This window comes from Phycisphaerales bacterium AB-hyl4, assembly GCA_041821185.1.
In the GTDB taxonomy this organism is placed as follows: domain Bacteria; phylum Planctomycetota; class Phycisphaerae; order Phycisphaerales; family Phycisphaeraceae; genus Natronomicrosphaera; species Natronomicrosphaera hydrolytica.
Window position 1 is genome coordinate 192,668 of the sequence record JBGUBD010000003.1, and the last position, 17,262, is coordinate 209,929.

15 protein-coding genes and 1 tRNA gene are annotated in these 17,262 nt (G+C 60.1%); 8 read left to right on the forward strand and 8 right to left on the reverse strand.

The features are described from left to right. The first annotated feature begins 14 nt into the window (after nucleotides 1-14). The gene (locus ACERK3_05445; protein ID MFA9477737.1) at nucleotides 15-2,042 is read left to right on the forward strand and encodes a hypothetical protein; all 2,028 of its coding nucleotides are present in this window, start codon (nucleotides 15-17) and stop codon (nucleotides 2,040-2,042) included. 76 nt (nucleotides 2,043-2,118) lie between these two features. Here the strand turns inward: ACERK3_05445 and ACERK3_05450 are convergent, their stop codons facing one another. Both ACERK3_05450 and ACERK3_05455 read right to left on the reverse strand, forming a co-directional pair. After that, nucleotides 2,119-2,556, reverse strand: a complete 438-nt coding sequence (locus ACERK3_05450) for a VOC family protein (GenBank protein ID MFA9477738.1) — start codon at nucleotides 2,554-2,556, stop codon at nucleotides 2,119-2,121. A gap of 159 nt (nucleotides 2,557-2,715) precedes the next feature. Next, nucleotides 2,716-3,084, reverse strand: coding sequence for a YbaB/EbfC family nucleoid-associated protein (locus tag ACERK3_05455; protein ID MFA9477739.1), 369 nt, complete (start codon nucleotides 3,082-3,084; stop codon nucleotides 2,716-2,718). A 178-nt stretch (nucleotides 3,085-3,262) separates the two neighbouring features. Here ACERK3_05455 and ACERK3_05460 point away from each other — a divergent pair, with 178 nt between their 5' ends. Continuing rightward, nucleotides 3,263-3,835, forward strand: coding sequence for an NADH-quinone oxidoreductase subunit B (locus ACERK3_05460; protein ID MFA9477740.1), 573 nt, complete (start codon nucleotides 3,263-3,265; stop codon nucleotides 3,833-3,835). 59 nt (nucleotides 3,836-3,894) lie between these two features. On the opposite strand, the gene ACERK3_05465 is transcribed toward ACERK3_05460, so the two are convergent. Next, nucleotides 3,895-4,611, reverse strand: coding sequence for a prepilin-type N-terminal cleavage/methylation domain-containing protein (locus ACERK3_05465; GenBank protein ID MFA9477741.1), 717 nt, complete (start codon nucleotides 4,609-4,611; stop codon nucleotides 3,895-3,897). Between the two features lie 498 nt (nucleotides 4,612-5,109). Here ACERK3_05465 and ACERK3_05470 point away from each other — a divergent pair. From ACERK3_05470 to ACERK3_05480, 3 genes are all read left to right on the forward strand, one after another. Further along, nucleotides 5,110-5,183: transfer RNA gene (locus ACERK3_05470), tRNA-Met, on the forward strand. 146 nt (nucleotides 5,184-5,329) lie between these two features. After that, a complete protein-coding gene (locus tag ACERK3_05475) occupies nucleotides 5,330-6,520 on the forward strand; it encodes a tyrosine-type recombinase/integrase (GenBank protein MFA9477742.1) in 1,191 nt (396 codons plus the stop codon). A gap of 24 nt (nucleotides 6,521-6,544) precedes the next feature. Continuing rightward, the gene (locus tag ACERK3_05480; protein ID MFA9477743.1) at nucleotides 6,545-9,838 is read left to right on the forward strand and encodes an NACHT domain-containing NTPase; all 3,294 of its coding nucleotides are present in this window, start codon (nucleotides 6,545-6,547) and stop codon (nucleotides 9,836-9,838) included. A 101-nt stretch (nucleotides 9,839-9,939) separates the two neighbouring features. On the opposite strand, the gene ACERK3_05485 is transcribed toward ACERK3_05480, so the two are convergent. From ACERK3_05485 to ACERK3_05495, 3 genes are all read right to left on the reverse strand, one after another. Continuing rightward, nucleotides 9,940-10,155, reverse strand: coding sequence for a hypothetical protein (locus ACERK3_05485; GenBank protein MFA9477744.1), 216 nt, complete (start codon nucleotides 10,153-10,155; stop codon nucleotides 9,940-9,942). Further along, on the reverse strand, nucleotides 10,136-11,293 hold the full coding sequence (locus ACERK3_05490; GenBank protein MFA9477745.1) for a plasmid replication initiation factor: 1,158 nt from the start codon (nucleotides 11,291-11,293) through the stop codon (nucleotides 10,136-10,138). The genes ACERK3_05485 and ACERK3_05490 overlap by 20 nt, the downstream gene beginning before the upstream one ends. Before the next feature lie 191 nt (nucleotides 11,294-11,484). After that, nucleotides 11,485-12,438 (reverse strand): hypothetical protein, encoded by a 954-nt coding sequence (locus ACERK3_05495; GenBank protein ID MFA9477746.1) that lies wholly within the window; start codon nucleotides 12,436-12,438, stop codon nucleotides 11,485-11,487. A 303-nt stretch (nucleotides 12,439-12,741) separates the two neighbouring features. Here ACERK3_05495 and ACERK3_05500 point away from each other — a divergent pair, with 303 nt between their 5' ends. From ACERK3_05500 to ACERK3_05510, 3 genes are all read left to right on the forward strand, one after another. Then, on the forward strand, nucleotides 12,742-13,014 hold the full coding sequence (locus tag ACERK3_05500; protein ID MFA9477747.1) for a hypothetical protein: 273 nt from the start codon (nucleotides 12,742-12,744) through the stop codon (nucleotides 13,012-13,014). Continuing rightward, a complete protein-coding gene (locus ACERK3_05505) occupies nucleotides 13,014-13,361 on the forward strand; it encodes a hypothetical protein (GenBank protein ID MFA9477748.1) in 348 nt (115 codons plus the stop codon). Before ACERK3_05500 ends, ACERK3_05505 begins: the two co-directional genes overlap by 1 nt. Nucleotides 13,362-13,614: 253 nt before the next feature. Further along, complete coding sequence (locus ACERK3_05510) at nucleotides 13,615-13,992, forward strand: hypothetical protein (protein MFA9477749.1); 378 nt, start codon at nucleotides 13,615-13,617, stop codon at nucleotides 13,990-13,992. Nucleotides 13,993-14,210: 218 nt separating this feature from the next. Here the strand turns inward: ACERK3_05510 and ACERK3_05515 are convergent, their stop codons facing one another. Both ACERK3_05515 and ACERK3_05520 read right to left on the reverse strand, forming a co-directional pair. Next, the gene (locus ACERK3_05515; protein MFA9477750.1) at nucleotides 14,211-15,965 is read right to left on the reverse strand and encodes a recombinase family protein; all 1,755 of its coding nucleotides are present in this window, start codon (nucleotides 15,963-15,965) and stop codon (nucleotides 14,211-14,213) included. Then, nucleotides 15,962-17,209, reverse strand: a complete 1,248-nt coding sequence (locus ACERK3_05520; GenBank protein MFA9477751.1) for a hypothetical protein — start codon at nucleotides 17,207-17,209, stop codon at nucleotides 15,962-15,964. Before ACERK3_05520 ends, ACERK3_05515 begins: the two co-directional genes overlap by 4 nt. Between the last annotated feature and the right edge of the window lie 53 nt (nucleotides 17,210-17,262).

Here is a 17,262-nt window from a genome sequence, read left to right on the forward strand (position 1 = left end):
GACGGAGACGTGCCTTGCTCAAGTTTTTCCGTAAATACAATAAGTTCATCCTCGCCTTCGGCGCGGCGTTCCTCATGATCGCCTTCCTCATCGAGCCGACGCTGTCTATCTTCATGCGCGGCCCCGAGGACCAGCCCGTCGGCCGGGTGGAAGGCCAGCGCCTCACCGAAGGTGACCGCCAGTCCGCCGCCGTCGAACTCGATGTGCTTGAACGCGTCCACCCCGTCGTCGGCATGCTCGCCCGCGACCTGGCGGAGAACGATCCGCTCAAGTGGCTGCTCATGAAGCACGACGCCCGCCGCCTCGGCCTCACCGCCAGCGACGCGGAGGTCCAGAACCTGCTCGAAACGTTCGGCCTGTACGAGGACGAGCTACGCCAGGCCAGCGCCCGCATGGGCACGTCCACCGGCTTCGTCCAGCAGTCGCTGCGCTCCTGGCTCACGCTGGAGCAGTACCGCGACCTCATCCTCGGCCGAACCCACGTCAACCCGCTCGAACGCCTTCAGGCTATGGCCTTCGCCATGCAGGCGCAGGAACTCGGCGACTGGCAGCTCATGATGCAGGTCGAGCAGATGCTCGCCGACGCGTTCGGGCATCATCGCCTCAGCGAGCCGCTCATCCGCCACATGCTCCGCGATCTACAGACGACCGTGTCGGGTGAGGTCGCCATCGTCGACGCCCGCCGATACCTCGACGAGACCGACGAGCCGACCGACGAAGAAATGCAGTCGCTTTTCGAGCAGTACCGCGATGTCCCACCGGGCCAGGGTGAGCCCTACGGCTTCGGCTACCGCATCCCGCCGCGCGTCAAGCTTGAGTATCTCGCCATCCCGATCGATCGCGTTCGCGAGCAGGTCGAAATCGACGAGGTCGACATGCTCAGCTACTACGAAGAGAACGAAGACGAATTCCGCAACGACGCGGAAGACATCGAAGCCGGCGAGCCGGAGATCCAGCCTTACGAGCAAGTGCGATCACGCATCCAGCAGACGCTCCGCGATCAGCAAGCTGATCAGCTCGCCAACCGCATCGTCCGCGCTGCCCAGGCGATGCTCGTTCAGCACGCCCGCCAGCTTCAGCAACACGCCGGTTACCGTGTCGTGCCCGATGACTACCAGCCGCCGTCGCTGCGTGAGATGGCGGACCAGATCGAACAGCAGTTCAACGTTCGGCCCGAACGATACGACGACTTCGCGGACGAGTGGGTACCCGTTCACGAACTTGAGGCTTTGCCCGGCATCGGCCGCGCAACGCTGGCCGGTCGCGATGACATCAGCTTCCGGCGTTACGTTCACAGTGCATGGGAGCTTGAGCCGGCCGACGACGATCCGCTCGTGGGCATGGGCTTGCAAGCCATGTTGCCCAGTCAGCCGCTGGAACGTGGCGACGGATCGCGGTTCCTCTTCCGCCTGACCGAAGCACAGCCTTCGCACGCTCCCGAGTCGCTTGAAACGGTGGCGGACCGCGTTCGGCAGGATGCCCACCTGCGCAAGGCCTACGAGCAACATCTGCTGCCCGCCATGGAGCAGTGGTTGTCCGACGCCCGCGAGCAGGGGCTCGAATCACTTGCCGAGGCCGAAGGTCTGATGCTCGAAACGATCCGCCCGACACCGCGCCGCGCGCCGGACCGGCAGGGTCGGCTGTCCGTGCCCGACGTCCCCGGCGTGGGCCGAAGCGAGGCATTGATTAGCGGCATGTTCGACATCGCCGAGCGCGTCAGCGAAGGCGGACGCATGGCAGTGTCTGAAGCGGACGAGGCGGACCGGCTCGGCGTCGCCGAGGTCGACAGTCGGCTGAGCATGGTGATCTACCGTGTGGATCGCTACCAGCCTGTGACGGAAGGGCAGTACCGCGAGATGGTCGCCTCGCCGCGTGTGAAGTCGTGGGTGAGTCAGATGATGCTCAGCGGCGACGGCGATGCGATGGCGTCGCTGTCCAACGAAGCAGTGCGTGCTCGCGTCAACTTCGTGCCCTCCGAGCGTGAAGCTCGCGACGATGACGCCCCCGCCCGCGAACCGCAACGTCGGCCGGGACAGATTTAACCTGTTTCAAGTTTCGAGTTGCCCCGCCATGCCATGGCTAATGCCCCGCGTGATAACGCAAGGATTTGGCCGCCATTTAGTCGACTCGCTCCGCTAGCTCGAGGATGATTCCCTCCGGGCCGCGGACATAGCAAAGCCGGTAGCTGTTCTCAAAGCACTCCAACTCGCCGACGAGTTCAGTGCCGCGAGCCCGCAGGCCGGCAACGACGCTGTCGATATCCTCGACGGCGAATGCAACGTGGCGGATGCCCGGCGTGTTTGCCTGTGCAGGTCGATTGTCGCCTTGGGTTGACGGTGAGTGGAACTTCACCAACTCGAGTCGCCCGTTGCCATCCGGCGTTTGCATCATCGCAATGGCCGCGCGTATGCCCTCAAGCCCCACAACGCGATCCACCCAGCGACCTTCGACTGGCCCCTCGCCCTGCAGCACGAGTCCGAGATCGACAAAGAACTCAATCGCGGCTGCGAGGTCGTCAACCACGATGCCGACGTGATCCATCCGTTGGATAGCCATCGCTCGATGGTAACCAAGGTTGGCCCCGGGCACCAAGGTGTAGAAAGCGGCAGTGGTACACTTTGGGTGGCACTGCCGTCAGGCCGTGCTCTGCGCAACTCAGTGCGGCTTAAAAGCCGTGGCACCCGATCAAAGTTGACCACTGCCCAGAAAGCAGAGTCATCCGCCCATCATGCCTTCGAGTCCGGGCAGGTTCAGTCCGCCGGCGGCTCGCGAAAATTCCTGCCGGGCCACTTCGTGTGCTTTGTGAATGGCGGCGTTGGTCGCGGAGAGGATTAACTCTTCGACCATTTCCTTGTCAGCCTCGGCGGCGTCGCCCACCAGCGCGGTGAGCATTGCACGGTCGATTTCGATATTCACCAGTTCGAACTTCCCGTTGACGGTTACGCGTACGGCCCCCGCGCCGGCGTCGGCGTCAATCCGCTTTTCGGCAAGCTCGGCCTGGAGCTTTTCGAACCGCTCTTTCATCTCACCCGCGTTGCCGAGCATCCCCGCGAGGTTCTTGAGATTCTTCATCTGATCAAACATGGCATCTCCGGTCGTTCATGGCTCAAAGTCGGTTCCACAACCGATGATAGCCGATCTTACCCGGTCTCTGAGACCCGGCTTTTACCTCCGGCCGTTTTTCGCCTAAGATTCAGCCTCAGAGCGGGCCAACGTGCCCGCCACGACCCTTACGACCGTCAGCCACGAGGATGCCTGGATCATGGGACTTGAAACCGCACTGCCGATCGACGGCGTGTTGACGACTCAGCTTCAGAAGGTCATCAACTGGTCGCGCCGCAGCGCCATCTGGCCGATGCCCTTCGCCACAGCCTGCTGTGGTATTGAACTGATGGCCACCGCCGCCTCGCGCTACGACCTCTCCCGCTTCGGCGCGGAGGTCATGCGCTTCAGCCCCCGCCAGGCCGACCTGATGATTGTCGCCGGCCGGGTCGCGGTGAAAATGCTGCCCGTGCTCCAACGCATCTACCAGCAGATGACCGAACCAAAGTGGTGCATCTCGATGGGCGCCTGCGCCAGCACCGGCGGCGTGTTCGACACGTACGCCGTCGTGCAGGGCGTCGACCAGTTCATCCCCGTTGACGTCTACGTGCCTGGCTGCCCGCCGCGGCCGGAGCAGCTGATCGAAGGCGTCATGGCCATCCAGCGCATCATCGACGAAGACCGCATCCCGCCCAAGGGCCCCGACGGCAAGCGGATGCCGCTGCAGATCGCCATCCCGCCGACGCACCGCGTCCGCCCGCAGCCGATGCCGCTGACGGTGGGGCAAAGCTGAATGCAGTGCGACGTCGACCGCCTCGCGTGGCTTCGGCGCACCTTCTCTCTATACCGTTGCTACCTGGCCACGCGCGGATCAAAGCTGTTGCGAGTCGGGCTTTGGTACACATCCTCAAAAGCTCGCACACGAGCAGAGCCGTCGAGGTAGCCCCACGGTGCTCGACTGCTCCAACTCGCGACCGGCCCGCCGTGCGCGTTGATCTGAACCTGCTCCGCTGCAGTTTGAGGGGCCGTGTCACCTTGCCCCCAATCTTCAACGTGAAAGTGGTCTGAGCCGGCGAACTCGCCAGTGAAGGCCATCATGACGAATTGAACGACAGACGAAGGCTGCGGCACCTGGTCGATGCGATCGATGCGGGGCGCGTCGGCGGGATGCTCCTTGCGGTCGAGGTAGTTGTTGATGCCATAGCTGGTCAGCCGCCGCTGGTCCGGATCGTCCGCGCCCGGCGGAGTCTGGTTCCAATAGGGGCTGTCGTCGACCGGTGAGCGAGCCGCGATCTCCGAGCCGTAGGACTGGAGCGCCTCAATCCACGCTGTGGCCTGATCGGGCGGGTGATCGTGCCCGCCATGTTCGAGGTTGCCTTCGATCAACCAGCCGTCGTGCTCGGAAGCGTAGATCCACTGAGCGATCTGGAGTTGACGCATGTTGCTCAGGCAGGCGGTGCGCCGGGCGGCCTGGCGTGCCGCGCCGAGTGCCGGTAGCAGAATGCCGATGAGGATAGCGATGATAGAAATCACCACGAGCAGTTCGATGAGCGTGAAGCCGGGTTTCAATTTGAGGGCTCGCTTGGGTTAGTTTGGGTGGTCAAAATAAGTTGTATGGAGAATAGAATCAGCTGTCTCGCGTGTCAACCGAGTAGCGATGGCCTTTTGCGGTTTCAGGTCCTGTGATTTGGAGCCGACTTCGCCGCCCATTCGCATCGCAAAAGTCCACCTGCGGGGAAGTGGCCGACATCATGTGTTCCGGATTGCCTCATGCACAGCGCGACCGTCGGGCTCAAACGCGGTCGAGCATGCTCGCCCGCCAGTTCCGCCACTGTCTTCTACCCACCGCACCGCTTCCAAGGCCACCTTCGCCTTGAAATCAGTCGAGAATCGCCGTCGCATCCGAGCCGTCAGATTCGACTCCTGTTCGGAATCGAATCCACCTTCACCGCGAGCCCAGTTTTCGGGGGGCACTAAAGATGAGAAGTCGGCGGTGCCGTACTAACGCTATGTCATCATGAACTTGACAACGTGCGAAATGGTTCTATGCTAGCGCTCCAACTTGATTGCGGGGTAGAGCAGTCTGGTAGCTCGTCGGGCTCATAACCCGGAGGTCGGTGGTTCGAATCCACCCCCCGCTACTTCTTAGCTAAAAGGGACTTGCGGCAACGCAGGTCCCTTTTTTTACGCGCGTGTTAGGGGGCTTTGTCCCCCAAACTGACCCCCGCACGCCAGACAAGGGACCTGCCGAGATCGAATCGTTCGATTGCCCGGAGGTTCCTACATCATGGCTTGTCTCAAGAAGCGCGGCACCACCTACTACGCTCAATATTACGTCGGCAAAAAGCAGCGGCGCGTCAGCCTCAAGACCGACAGCTACCAGGTCGCCAGGGCCAAGCTGCGCGAAATCGAGAACCGGCTCGCCCAGGGCGACGACAACCCGCTGCCGACCAAAACGCCCATCGCCGACCTGCTCCAGGCCTACGCCGAGCACGTCCGCACCCACAAGACGCCCAAGAGCGCCCAGGCCGACGTCTACTACCTGCGCGAGATGTTCGGCCCCGTTTGCGACGCGCTCAAGATCACCAGCCGCACTCCCTCGGCCAAAGCCCGCAAGCGAAAGCCCAAGCCCGGCCAGGACCGCCGCGTCCGCCCGCCTGTGGTCGAGGCCGCCTTCGTCGAAGCGATCACCACAGCCGACCTGTCCGAGTTCATTGACGCGAAGGTCCGCCGCACCGGCATCGCCCCCAAGACCGCCAACCGTTACCGCGAGATCACCTGCCGCATGTTCAACTGGGCCACCGAGACCGGCCGCATCCGCCTGCCCCAGGACAAAAACCCCGCCGCCGCCGTACCCCGCTACAAGGAGCGTGCCCCCGAGATCCGCTTCCTCACCCTCCCACAGATCGACGAGCAGCTGCACGCCCTGCGCTTCAAGCCGCAGTTGCAGGCCATGGTCGCGACACTCATTTACGCCGGTTTGCGGCGGGAGGAGCTTCTATGGCTTACAATGGAGGACATGGATTTCCGCAGGGGCACATCAGGGGGCCACGGATTGATTCGCATTCGCGCCAAGACCATCGGCAGCCGCAGTTGGCAGCCCAAGACCAAGCGGAACCGCGCCGTGCCCATCAGCCGCGCCCTGCGCGAACACCTCGACCGCTACACGCCGCCGGCCTCAGATCACGGCTGGTACTTCCCCAGCCCATACGGCACATGGTGGGACCCGGACAACTTCTCCGCCGACCTGCGCGACGCGAACAAGGATGCTGGTTTACCTTGGACGTGTCTCGACTTTCGCCACACGTTCGGCAGCCAACTCGCGCAGAACGGCGTGAGCCTCTACAAGATTGCAACGCTTCTGGGCAACTCGCCGGAGATTTGTCGACGGCATTATGCTGCGTTAGTCCCGGAACTTATCTCCTCTGAAATTGATTTTGGCTCCCCAACAGCGTGCGATCAACTGCTTGTGATTTAGTTTTTTCCTCAATGGATCCTGTCTATGAGTCTGTCAAGTTACGTTACCGTTACGATCGGCGCGGCTGTCGCCAAAGCTCTACTCGCGGCTTGGGTTCGCGACCACACAATCGTGAACGCGGCAGGCGGCGGGCTCATCGACATGTTGAAAGCGAAAACCGACGATCTGCTTGCTCAAAGGAGAGGACACCGACAATTATCTGATATTGGAGAACGAGTGGCCGAGCAGGTGTATGAACTGTTCGAGCGTGAGGGAGCTTCGCTGGATGAGCCATCCAAAAAGGCGGTTGCGCACGGAATAGCAGACACTATTTCCAATACCGATATTTCAAGCACACTGTTGGCATCCACTGACCTTGACCCGGACCACCTTTATAATATTCTCCTCGCTCAAAAGCCGGGGGGGCTACATTTTGGATCGATTGAAACCCATCTATACGAACGTGCGCTACGAGAACTTAGCACTCTTACTATTGATATAGCTTCACAGTTGCCGGCCTTTTCCGAACGCACTTTCGCCGAAGTTCTCAAAAGGCAATCTTCACTTATCAACACCGCCGACCAAATACTCGATGAGGTGCGTCGCCTTCGCGATCTTGCTCGTGATGAAAACGCGGATCTCCGAGCAGCTACTTTTGATGTAGAGTATCGGCGGTCCGTCGTTCGTACTTTGGACTATTTAGAGTTGTTTGGGGCAGACCTCTCCACCACTAGCAGACGCCACCGTCTTAGCGTTGCTTATATCACGCTATCCGTACTTCCTGACGAGCGTACCGAGAACGAAGAAATCGAAGAACCTGAGGAAGATGGGAATGCCGTAATCTCGTCAAACTCGACTCAAGATCAAACTGTCCCTGCCGATGAGGTTCTACGGGAACACAATCGGTTAATCATCAAGGGAATAGCCGGATCTGGAAAAACCACGTTTCTGCAGTGGCTCGCTGTGAAAGTTGCTGGCCAGGAACTTCCGGAGGGGCTCGCCAAATGGCGAGCGAAGACTCCGTTCTTCGTTCGACTCAGAGCATTCAGCGACCATCTGCTTCCTGCCCCTGAAGACTTTCCAAAGTTAATTGCCCCTTCTATCGCAGGCGCAATGCCTCATGGGTGGGTACATCAGGTTTTCCAAAGAGGTGACGCGGTCTTACTCATTGATGGGGTAGATGAGATTTCGCAATCGCGCCGCACTGATGTAAGGAAGTGGCTCGAGGATCTTGTCGGCTCATACCCTGACACGAAGGTCGTTGTAACTGCTCGCCCTGAAGCTATCGATCCTCAATGGCTAAAGGACTTAGATTTTGCTGAAGCAGATTTGCAGCCGATGGGCTCGGCTGATATTGCCAATTTTATTGAGCATTGGCACGATGCTGTGCGACAAGAGCTTGAGGGCACGCAGGGACAACAGCAACTTGAGTTTCTTGCTAGCAATCTTCATAACGTTTTGAAGTTTAATCGCCCCCTCCGGCAGCTTGCGTCTACACCTCTCTTGTGTGCCATGTTATGTGCATTGCACCGTGATCGGAATCAACAGCTACCAAACGACAGAATTGAACTGTATGAAGCCTGCTGCACTATGTTGCTTGAACGTCGTGATATCGAACGACACATTGCTATACCAGGTTATCCCAAATTGACGCTTCGCCAGAAACGAGCGCTTCTTGAAGATCTGAGTTACTGGCTATTAGAAAATGGGTGGGCCGAGATTTCGAATGAAGAGGCGAAGGCTCGGCTCGCACAGCAGATTACGCACATGCCAAGCCTCCCCTCTATTGCAACGGGTGAAACTGTATTGCAATATCTTTTGGACCGGACTGGGCTGCTACGTCAGCCCGCTTCGGGCAAAATAGATTTCACCCACCGAACATTCCAAGAATTCCTTGCTGCTCACCGTGCTGCGCATGAAGGCGACTGGGGAGTGCTTGTCAAGCATGCTCATCTCGATTCGTGGGCCCAAGTCATCATGATGGCTGCTGGGCTTGGAAATGATACATTTCGGTCCTCATTACTTGGGGGCATCGTGCAGCGAGGTGACCGTGAGCTAGGCCAGCGCCATCAACTCCACCTCTTAGCAGTTGCATGCCTCGATACCTGCGTATCGATTTCAGAAGAGATTCAGAAGTCAGTTCAAAATCGACTAGGCGCTTTAGTGCCGCCTGCCAACATGACGGAAGCTCGTGCACTGGCATCCGCCGGAGACCTTGCCGTGCCATACCTGAAAACGTGTTGGAAAGAGAATGCAAGGCCAGCTGCAGCGAGTGTTCGATCTCTGGCAGAAATCGGAACAGAGAGTGCGTTTGCTGCCCTCACACAATATACAAACGAACGACGAGCAACAGTTATTCGGGAACTACTTCGCGCCTGGGATAGTTTTGACCGCGAATCTTATGCGAAGGAGGTAGTATCCAGCATCCTATCTGGGCGTCACTCGTTTGTCTGTGATGATGTGGCCGATTTTTCCGGGTTCCAGTATTTTAACTCACTTCGAAGATTACGCGTTTTAAATTGCTGGTCAGCACCTACCCTCTCTCCGCTACGCGATCTCCCACGCCTAGAATCGTTGCGCCTATCACGCAATAGCCGCATCGAAAACTTGGAAGACTTACGAGGCCTAAGCCATTTGACGTCACTTGCCCTCAGCCACTTTCGGGCTCTTAAAGATATCGAGGGGCTGACGTCGCTACCGTCGCTACAGGTGCTCGGTCTCAATGGCACTGGGCCGGCGATTGATCTTGAGCCGCTGGGTTTATTGCATAATTTGAAAGAACTAAGCCTTCTCTATACATTTCCCGGCGAGGCACACTATCTCTCCTCCTTGACCCAATTGAAAAGGCTGTCACTTTCGGATGGTAGCGACATTCCCGGAAGCGTGTTTAGAAGCCTAGCCTCACTAGAAGGTATTCATGTTCATTATTCACACATATCCGTCGTAATGGAGATGCTACGCAACGCACAGTCAGTCCAGGCTACGGATCTCACTGCGTGTAAGTTTCATGACGATATAAGATTTACCGATGCAATTAGCCGTATTCGCGCGCTTTCGATTCGATTTCCGGAGAATCTAGATACATTGGCAGGTATTGAGAAGGCTGAAGGGCTAACGCAGTTGATGTTGGGATATGCTAGTCAGGTTGCCGATTTAGGTCCAGTTAGCAGCTTAAGGAAGCTGGAACGCATAGCAATTCTAGGATGCCCGCTAATCGATGATTTAACCCCCTTGGAAAGGCTGCCGAAACTGAAAGAAATTAGACTAGGAAATTCAGCTGGTTTTAAAACAGTTCCGGCATCATTAAGAAGCAAGATTCAAGCTGGCTCACTTTGGTAATCAGGCGGCCGCCCCGGCGGACTTGCATCTCCGGGGCGGCCAAACATGCGGGGTAGCATGTTGTGTTGAGGTTGGCGGGTGTGGCGTTGTTTTAGGCAAGGCTACACCCGCCGGCTTGCTTCATAGGCTTCGACCTCCTTTCGCATGTAGCGCACAATTCCATTCTTCCCTTCGCCCAGAAACGTCCGGCTCAGCCCGGCCCGCTGGGCGATCCGATCCACACTCGACCGCGAACACCGCCACCGCTCGGCCAACTCGTTTGGCGACAGGTACGGCGGCAACGCCACGACTGACACCTCATTGCTGCTGCGCGTCATCGGCTTCGCCCTCCTGCTCCGGCTTGATGGGGATGCCATGCTGAATTGCCTTGCGGAGGTAGCGCTGTTCGAACTCACCTTCTTGCCAGTACTGGCCGAGCAGGCCCGAGAGCACGAGCAGCAGGTGGTCGAGCTCGTCGACGCCGAGGCGCACGCCCAGGCCGACGAGGCAGCCGCCGATATGCGTGACGTACCAATCCACCTGGGCGAGTTGATCGTCCGATCGCACGCGTTGGAGTTGGCACGGCTCGCCGAAGCGCTCGGCGCACAACTGGACCGCCTGCCACCACGGATGCACCGGCCGACGGCTGGTGTTCGTGCCGACCGGCAAGCGCAGCGACGCCCATTGCTCGGTGAGGTAGGACCACAGCCCGGCCAGCTTCGCCGACAGGTCGGCGGGGCAGTGAATCGCGAACGCTTTTAACGGTGTTCGCCGAAGCTGGTACTCCACTCGCCACACATCACGGCAGGCGTCCAGGCCCCAGAGATCGAGAAACCACATCTTCGTACCGCCGGCGAGCACTTCCCTTGCTTTGTCGTAGATGCGCAGTTGCGTCGGCGCGCCCTTCTGGCCGACATAGAAGGATTCGAGCACGTCACCGTCGCAGTGGTCGCGGGTTTTTTCACTCAGGCTGACACGATGCGACCGGATGAAGTCGAGGCTTACGCCGCCGGGGATCAGGAAATCAGCGCAGAGGTCGGACCGACTGACACGCATACCGAGGATTTCCCCGCCCAGCTCGGCGACGAAGGCGACGAACTGCTCGACGGCCTGGGCCGGCCCGAGTCGCCACAGCGCATGAGCAGTGAACGAAACATAGAGGTTCGGCGTTTGCTTGAAAGGCGTTTGCCGCTTGCCGATGTATAGGTGAAAGTCGGCCGACTGCAGGTGGAAGCGATACATCGGCGGCTTGCCAGATGGCAGGATGAGCACCGGCCCGTCGATCATGTCACGCCAACGGATGCCGCTGGTGTGCTCGGCTTCGCTGCGCCGCTGTTCCAGGTCAGCCAGGAGCTGCGGCCAGCGCTCGCCCCACGCGACGTAAACGCCCAGGTCGAGTGAGTCGAGGCCACAGTTCAGCAGTGTCCAGTCGTCAGGTCCTGTAATTGGAGTATGGCGTGTTACAGAACTCGCCATACTCTGAAACGCTGCGTCGAAGGGCCCTCCCGCTGGCGCGGGCCCCTCCGCATTCGACGCAGCGCCGCCAGAGGCGGGGTCAGGTGGTTGTGGTTGATTGTCCGGTCCGTGTTTAGGGTGTTTGTTTTCCATGGCCGCGAAATTACGGCCGCGATTGGCGGGTTACGCTGACAAAAGTCACGCGAGTTTTGTCATTGACCTTTGTTGAGCCACTTCTCGTTATGGCGACGGATTGCGGTTTGCAGTGCGTTCGAGGTCAGGGGTAGATCGCTGTCGCGCTGCTTGCCGGATTTCTTGCCGTGCTTGAGAGCGACAGAATCGAAGATCGCGCGAATTTGCGGCTCATTCAAAGGTTCGCCCATCATCTTTGAGAACTGCGAAATCAAGGCGACCAACCTTAGCTTTACCTGTTTCGGGGCCATGGGCCCGGGTGGGCCGCTGCCGATCGAATCGGCGAGTTTGCGAAAACGCGCTGTTTGACCATGCCGTGCCGCGCGGTGAATCTCATTTGCAATGGCAGGATCGGCGACGACGGCTTTGTCCAAGCGCAATAGCTTGGTCAGCGCGTCTAGGTCGCCTTTGCGGGCTAGTTTCATAAGGTCATGTGGCGATTGCTGGTACTCCACCCACGACACGATCCAAATACGAAAGAAAAACTGAATCTCAGGAAGCTTGAGCGCTTCGCCCACATCAACCGAATCCTCCTGATAATCATCAAACGCAAATTGCCTGATCTGATCGTAGAGCGTTTCGACAAATCCCTGTCCCTTCTCGGGTGGCTTGGGTTTTGCTTCGCTCGGCAATACTTTAATCGCTTCAAAGGTTTTTTCTCGTTCCGACCGTGGCAGTTCGTCCAATTGTTTCCCCCACACAATCACACGCGCAGGCGTAAAACCACTGGATCGATGCCATCCGCTGAACGCGCCGATACTGTTGAACACCCGAATCGGTTGATCGTACAGCGGTAACCATTCCTCAACTGGTGGCGGTGGGGGCAGCTTCGGATGGGTTTTACGTGCCCGTTGCGTTTTGACGATGTCGTAGATCACATCCGCAGAGGCGGCCGTCAGAAATGCGTAGAGGCGCACCAGCGTCCGTCCGCCTGCCACGGCAGCTTCGATGCGCTTTTGAACCCGTCTGCTCATTGTCAGCCCCGAAATCCCGAATGAAGAACAACGCCGAGGTGTTTCGGCCTCGATTAGATCGGCTGAGCGGGCGCACGTCATTAGGCTCGGCCGACCAGGGGCGCTCATTGCCGCCCCCTGGCCCCCCGGCTACCCCCGGAAGGCAGGGCTCGACCGGGTCATGCCCGGCTGCGGGCACTTTGCTACGCAAAGATGCCCATCCGCCGGGCAAGGCCCACTGTGAGATTGCCGATAAAGTGGGATATACCCACTAGACCACTTGCAACCACACGGGCTACAATGGGGTAGTCAAGGAGTACCACCATGCAAACCAAGACCACCGACAGCAAGGGCCGGATCACGCTGGGCGACCGCTTCGCCAATCGCACCGTCATTATTGAGGAAGTCGACGATACGGAGGTGCGCGTCACGCTCGCCCGCATCATTCCCGAGCGCGAGGCTTGGCTTTATGAGAACCGTGAAGCCAAGGAAGCCGTCAGCCGTGGCATTGAGCAGGCCAAGCAGCGCCGCTTTGCCAAGGGGCCGGATCTGGCCGGCGATGCGAAGCTCGCGGACCAGATCGAGGATGAAGGCTGATGCACGAAGCGGTCTGGACCGAGGAGGCGGCGGCGAAGTACGCGGAGCTGAAAGAAGCCGCCGAAGCTGCGGTCGCTGCGCGGCGCAAGTCGAAGCGCAAGAAGTCGACCAAGGCCGAGGGACTGTTCAAGCAGGTGCATAAGTGTGTGACGCATCTGCTCGCTAACCCACGTCATCCCGGCTTGAAGACGCACGAATATCATTCGCTTGAGCATCCCTACGAGAAAGGCGGGAAGGTCTTCGAAGCCTACGTGCAGAATCGCACGCCCGGCGCGTATCGCTTGTTCTGGTGCTACGGGCCGGATAAGAAACAGATCACCATTCTCGCCATTACGCCGCACCCCTAACCCCGCCCCGCTTCGCCTGAGGCAACCGGCCACTCTGTTCGGATGTGCGCACCGTCTGTCCGGCACATCGCATTATTCGCACTCGCCACAGTTGCCCGTTTGCCCCTGTCCCTTCGGGCTTTTCATGTCTCCTCGCGTCCTTCCGCGATTCCCGTGCGCACCACTGCGACAAAGCCTCCCTTTAACGGAGGCAGTACTCTGACGGCAGGCATGCCGGCTGTCTCCACTGCTGGTAATTTTGGAGACATCGCCCATGCCCTCATTGAAGCTCTACGGAGGCTATCCTTACGACCTCGCCACCGTTCACCGCAAGGTCACATACAAACGCCCCGGCAACTACGCCCTCGGGCACTTCCAATCAACCGATCGAGGTAAACGCTTCGTTGTCTGCTATGTCGGCCGGGGCGATACGGACCTCAAGGCCCGTCTGTTGCGCCGTTTGCACGACAGCCCCAGGCACACCCATTTCCAGTTCGCCTACGCGACCAGTCCCAAAGCCGCGTTCGAATCGGAATGCGAGCACTACCACGCATTTCACGGCAGCGCCGAGTTTGAGAATCAGATCCACCCGGCCCGGCCCGCCGGCTCGCGCTGGCGCTGCCCACGCTGCGACGTGTTCGACGCTCGGTGATGCGCGACATACCGCCCCAAGCTTCGTCGGGGCAAATGCCCGGAGGTATGTCGTAAATGCCGTTTTTTCGCGGGAAAAAATGTACCCCAAGGTATCCCCTAGAACTTGAAAAACATACCTAACATGTGATACATAGGGTACAGACCGGCGGACGTATCCCGCTGGTGTTGCCGTAGATGCCGGACAGGTAAGAGGTTCGGGAAGTGAGCGATTCACGCTCATAACCCGGAGGTCGGTGGTTCGAATCCACCCCCCGCTATTTTTCGACTAAAGAGGGCAGGGTAAAGGCTGATCTGGACCTGATGATGGTCTGGTTCAGCCTTTATCTTTTGCACGTAAGCGGCGATCAATTCCCGCTTTTCCTCCAGCGTGCCGCTTTCCAGCACCTTTTCCAGCTCATCGAACGCGGCGACGGCCCGGGCCTGCAGCTCGGCGACCTCCGGCAGCGTGGGCAACTCGTCGCCCAGCTTCGCCAGGGCTTGCTCGACCTGTTTCTGCTGCTCGGTCAGCTCCGCCGCCTTTTCGTACAGCCCCATCACCTTGGCTGATTCGGCGTCCATCGCCAGCAGATGCTCGCGGACCTTGTCGATTTGCCGGCCGAGATCGTCCTGGCGGCGTTTCAGTTGCTCGCGGGCGTCCTCGTTGCCGCCACTAACGCGGCGCAGCTCGTCGGCGATGTATTCGTGCAGCTTGTGATCGTGGCGGATGCGGCCGACGTCCTCGCGGATCAGGCCGAGGATATGCCCCTCCACCTTGTCGGCGGGAATCTTGTGCCGCTTGGGGCAGCGGTCATGGTGGCCGGCGTGGTGTGTGGCGCAGACGTAGTACCGCGTGCGGTAGCCCTTGCCGCTGATGGTGGTCTGTCCGGTCAGCCTGCCGCCGCAGATGCCGCAGAATGCCAGGCCGGTCAGCAGGTAGCCGGCTTTCACCGCCCGGCCGGTCGTGTGGCGGTGCTGCTCGCGCGATGAGGTGCGGCGGTGCTTCACCTGCTCGAAGGTGTCCGCGTCGACCAAGGCCGGCCAGGCACCTTCCACCGTCAGCCAGTCCGACTCCGGCCGCTTCTCCACGCCCTCGTCATGACGCTCGACGCTGTTGCCATTCTGGTAGCGGTGCCACTTGCTCAAGGTGCGGCGGTTGTAGACGCACCGGCCAAGGTAAGCCGGATTTTCGAGAATCGGCAGGATGGTCTGCACCGTAAACCGACTGCCGCGCGAGGTGCGGAAGCCGGCCGCATTGATCGCGTCGCGCAGCTCCCGCGTCGGCTTGCCGGCCGCGTAGTCGCTGAACATCTTTTGCAACGCTCGCACCCGCTCGGGCATCGACGGCACCAGCGTGCATTGCTCGTGATCCTGCTTCTGATACCGCCGGCCCTTGGGCAGTTGCTCGCGAACATCGCCGGTGGTCGGATCAAGCACGGCCTGCGTCCCGGCGTCCAGGTCACGGACGATGCGGCGCGGCGTGCCATCGTCGCCCAGGATGAGCCGGTCATAACCAAAGGGGATCGGCCCGCCCGGCCAGAAGCCACGCTGCACGCGGTGAGCGATGCCCCGGATGGTGTCGCGCGAGAGCTTGCGCAGGTAATCGCCGTTCTGGTGATGTTCGACGTAGCTCATCAAGCCGGCCGCAAAGCCGCCCTGCGACTCCTGCCCCGTCGCCGCGTACATGACGCGCTTGCCCGCTTCCGTTAGCCGGCGTTCCAACAGCATGCCGTCGAGCGGATCTTTCGGCCGGGCCAGCCGGTTGCGGTCCCAGGTCAGCACCACGTCGACGTCCTGCCGATGCGCGGCGTCGGCCAGCAATTGCTCCAGGCCCGGCCGGCGCAGATCACTGCCGCTGATCGCGTCATCGCTGTAAACGGCCACGAGCTGCCAGCCCTTGCTCGCGGCGAACGCTTCGAGCTGCGCCTGCTGCTGTTGCAGAGATTCTTCCTGGCGGTCTGATGAACGACGGATATAGCCGATGGCCTGCGTCATGCTGAATTGCTCCCGGTGTGCGTGCGTCGCTGGCTGCGTTTGAACAAAGATACACCAGCTTGAGCCCGCGCGCACTCAGCCGCCGCGAACTTTTCGCCTTCCCGTTGATACCGCGCCTGCCGCAACTTCACCCGCTCGGTGAATTCCGCATCATTCCAGCCGTACTCTTTCACGGTGTCCTTCACCATCGCCAAATGCGTCTCCAAATCGAGCATCTCGCCCGGCTCGATCAAATCGCCTTGCCGGTCGGCCGCCACGAGCGAAGTGAGATAGCCCAGCAACTGCTTGCACAACTGCTCCCGATCTGCCTTGACGGCCTTGGCCCGAATCAGCGGCATGGCATGTTGCGCACCGGTGTAGCCCGCCTGCACCACCGGCCACCAGGGCAGCAGTTTCTGCCGCGTGTGATGCTTGGCCGGATCATCAACCATGCGTAGCCATTGGCCGGTGAAGTACGCCCACAGGTTCGGCGTTAGTTGCTCCAGATCTTCGAACGTGTCCACGCCCAGCGCCTTGATGCCCTCACGCTTGGCTTCAAACTCCACGCGGATGATGCGGTGATCGTCAGCCACCGACTGCACGCCCCATACGTCATACATCCAGATTTTCTTCCCGCCCCTGGCGATGATTTCCAGCGGCTTGTCGTACATTCGGCCCATGATCTTGCCCTTGCCGATCTGCAACCCGGTGCGGCGCAACTTGCTGAAAAAAGGCACGCGATACTCCGCCCGGCTCACGACATACTCGCGCAACTCGCGGTCCCAGGCAGCGACTGGCAGCAGCACGTCCACGCACAGGTCCGCCCGGCTCACCTTGCACGCCATCACCTTGCCCCCGGCCGCGTCGATCAGATCATGTACCCGCTGTACCACCGACGCCGGCCCATGCGTCCAGAGGGTTTCGGATCGAATGGTGACCATCACGCCCGGCCGACTCGTCGGCGTCGGCGAATGACCGACCGACCAACTCATCGATCCGCTGTTGAGCAGGTAGGCGTGCCCGCTCGTGCCGTGGGGCTTGACCGTGAACAGCCAGGCAGCCGAACCATCGTCGAGCATGATGCGGCCCGGCACCTCGGCATCGTTGCCCGCCGCTTCCTGCTTCAACTCGGCCAGCTTGTACAGCAGCCGCTCATCGAGCCAGTGCACATCCAGCGCCAGCACCAGCGAATCGATGCCACACGCCAGCACCCTTGCAGGCTCACCAGGTGACAAGCGCACGTTTGAAGGGGGGCTGATAGTCACTTGCCCCCCTTGCCGGGGCCCGAGCGGTCGCCGTCGGTTGGGAGCCTCCCCGC

Coding starts and splice junctions, on each gene's coding strand:
- ACERK3_05450 (MFA9477738.1), bottom strand. CDS start 2,556: ATGGCTATCCAACGGATGGATCACGTCGGCATCGTGGTTGACGACCTC.
- ACERK3_05455 (MFA9477739.1), bottom strand. CDS start 3,084: ATGTTTGATCAGATGAAGAATCTCAAGAACCTCGCGGGGATGCTCGGC.
- ACERK3_05460 (MFA9477740.1), top strand. CDS start 3,263: ATGGGACTTGAAACCGCACTGCCGATCGACGGCGTGTTGACGACTCAG.
- ACERK3_05475 (MFA9477742.1), top strand. CDS start 5,330: ATGGCTTGTCTCAAGAAGCGCGGCACCACCTACTACGCTCAATATTAC.
- ACERK3_05480 (MFA9477743.1), top strand. CDS start 6,545: ATGAGTCTGTCAAGTTACGTTACCGTTACGATCGGCGCGGCTGTCGCC.
- ACERK3_05485 (MFA9477744.1), bottom strand. CDS start 10,155: ATGACGCGCAGCAGCAATGAGGTGTCAGTCGTGGCGTTGCCGCCGTAC.
- ACERK3_05490 (MFA9477745.1), bottom strand. CDS start 11,293: ATGGCGAGTTCTGTAACACGCCATACTCCAATTACAGGACCTGACGAC.
- ACERK3_05495 (MFA9477746.1), bottom strand. CDS start 12,438: ATGAGCAGACGGGTTCAAAAGCGCATCGAAGCTGCCGTGGCAGGCGGA.
- ACERK3_05500 (MFA9477747.1), top strand. CDS start 12,742: ATGCAAACCAAGACCACCGACAGCAAGGGCCGGATCACGCTGGGCGAC.
- ACERK3_05505 (MFA9477748.1), top strand. CDS start 13,014: ATGCACGAAGCGGTCTGGACCGAGGAGGCGGCGGCGAAGTACGCGGAG.
- ACERK3_05510 (MFA9477749.1), top strand. CDS start 13,615: ATGCCCTCATTGAAGCTCTACGGAGGCTATCCTTACGACCTCGCCACC.
- ACERK3_05515 (MFA9477750.1), bottom strand. CDS start 15,965: ATGACGCAGGCCATCGGCTATATCCGTCGTTCATCAGACCGCCAGGAA.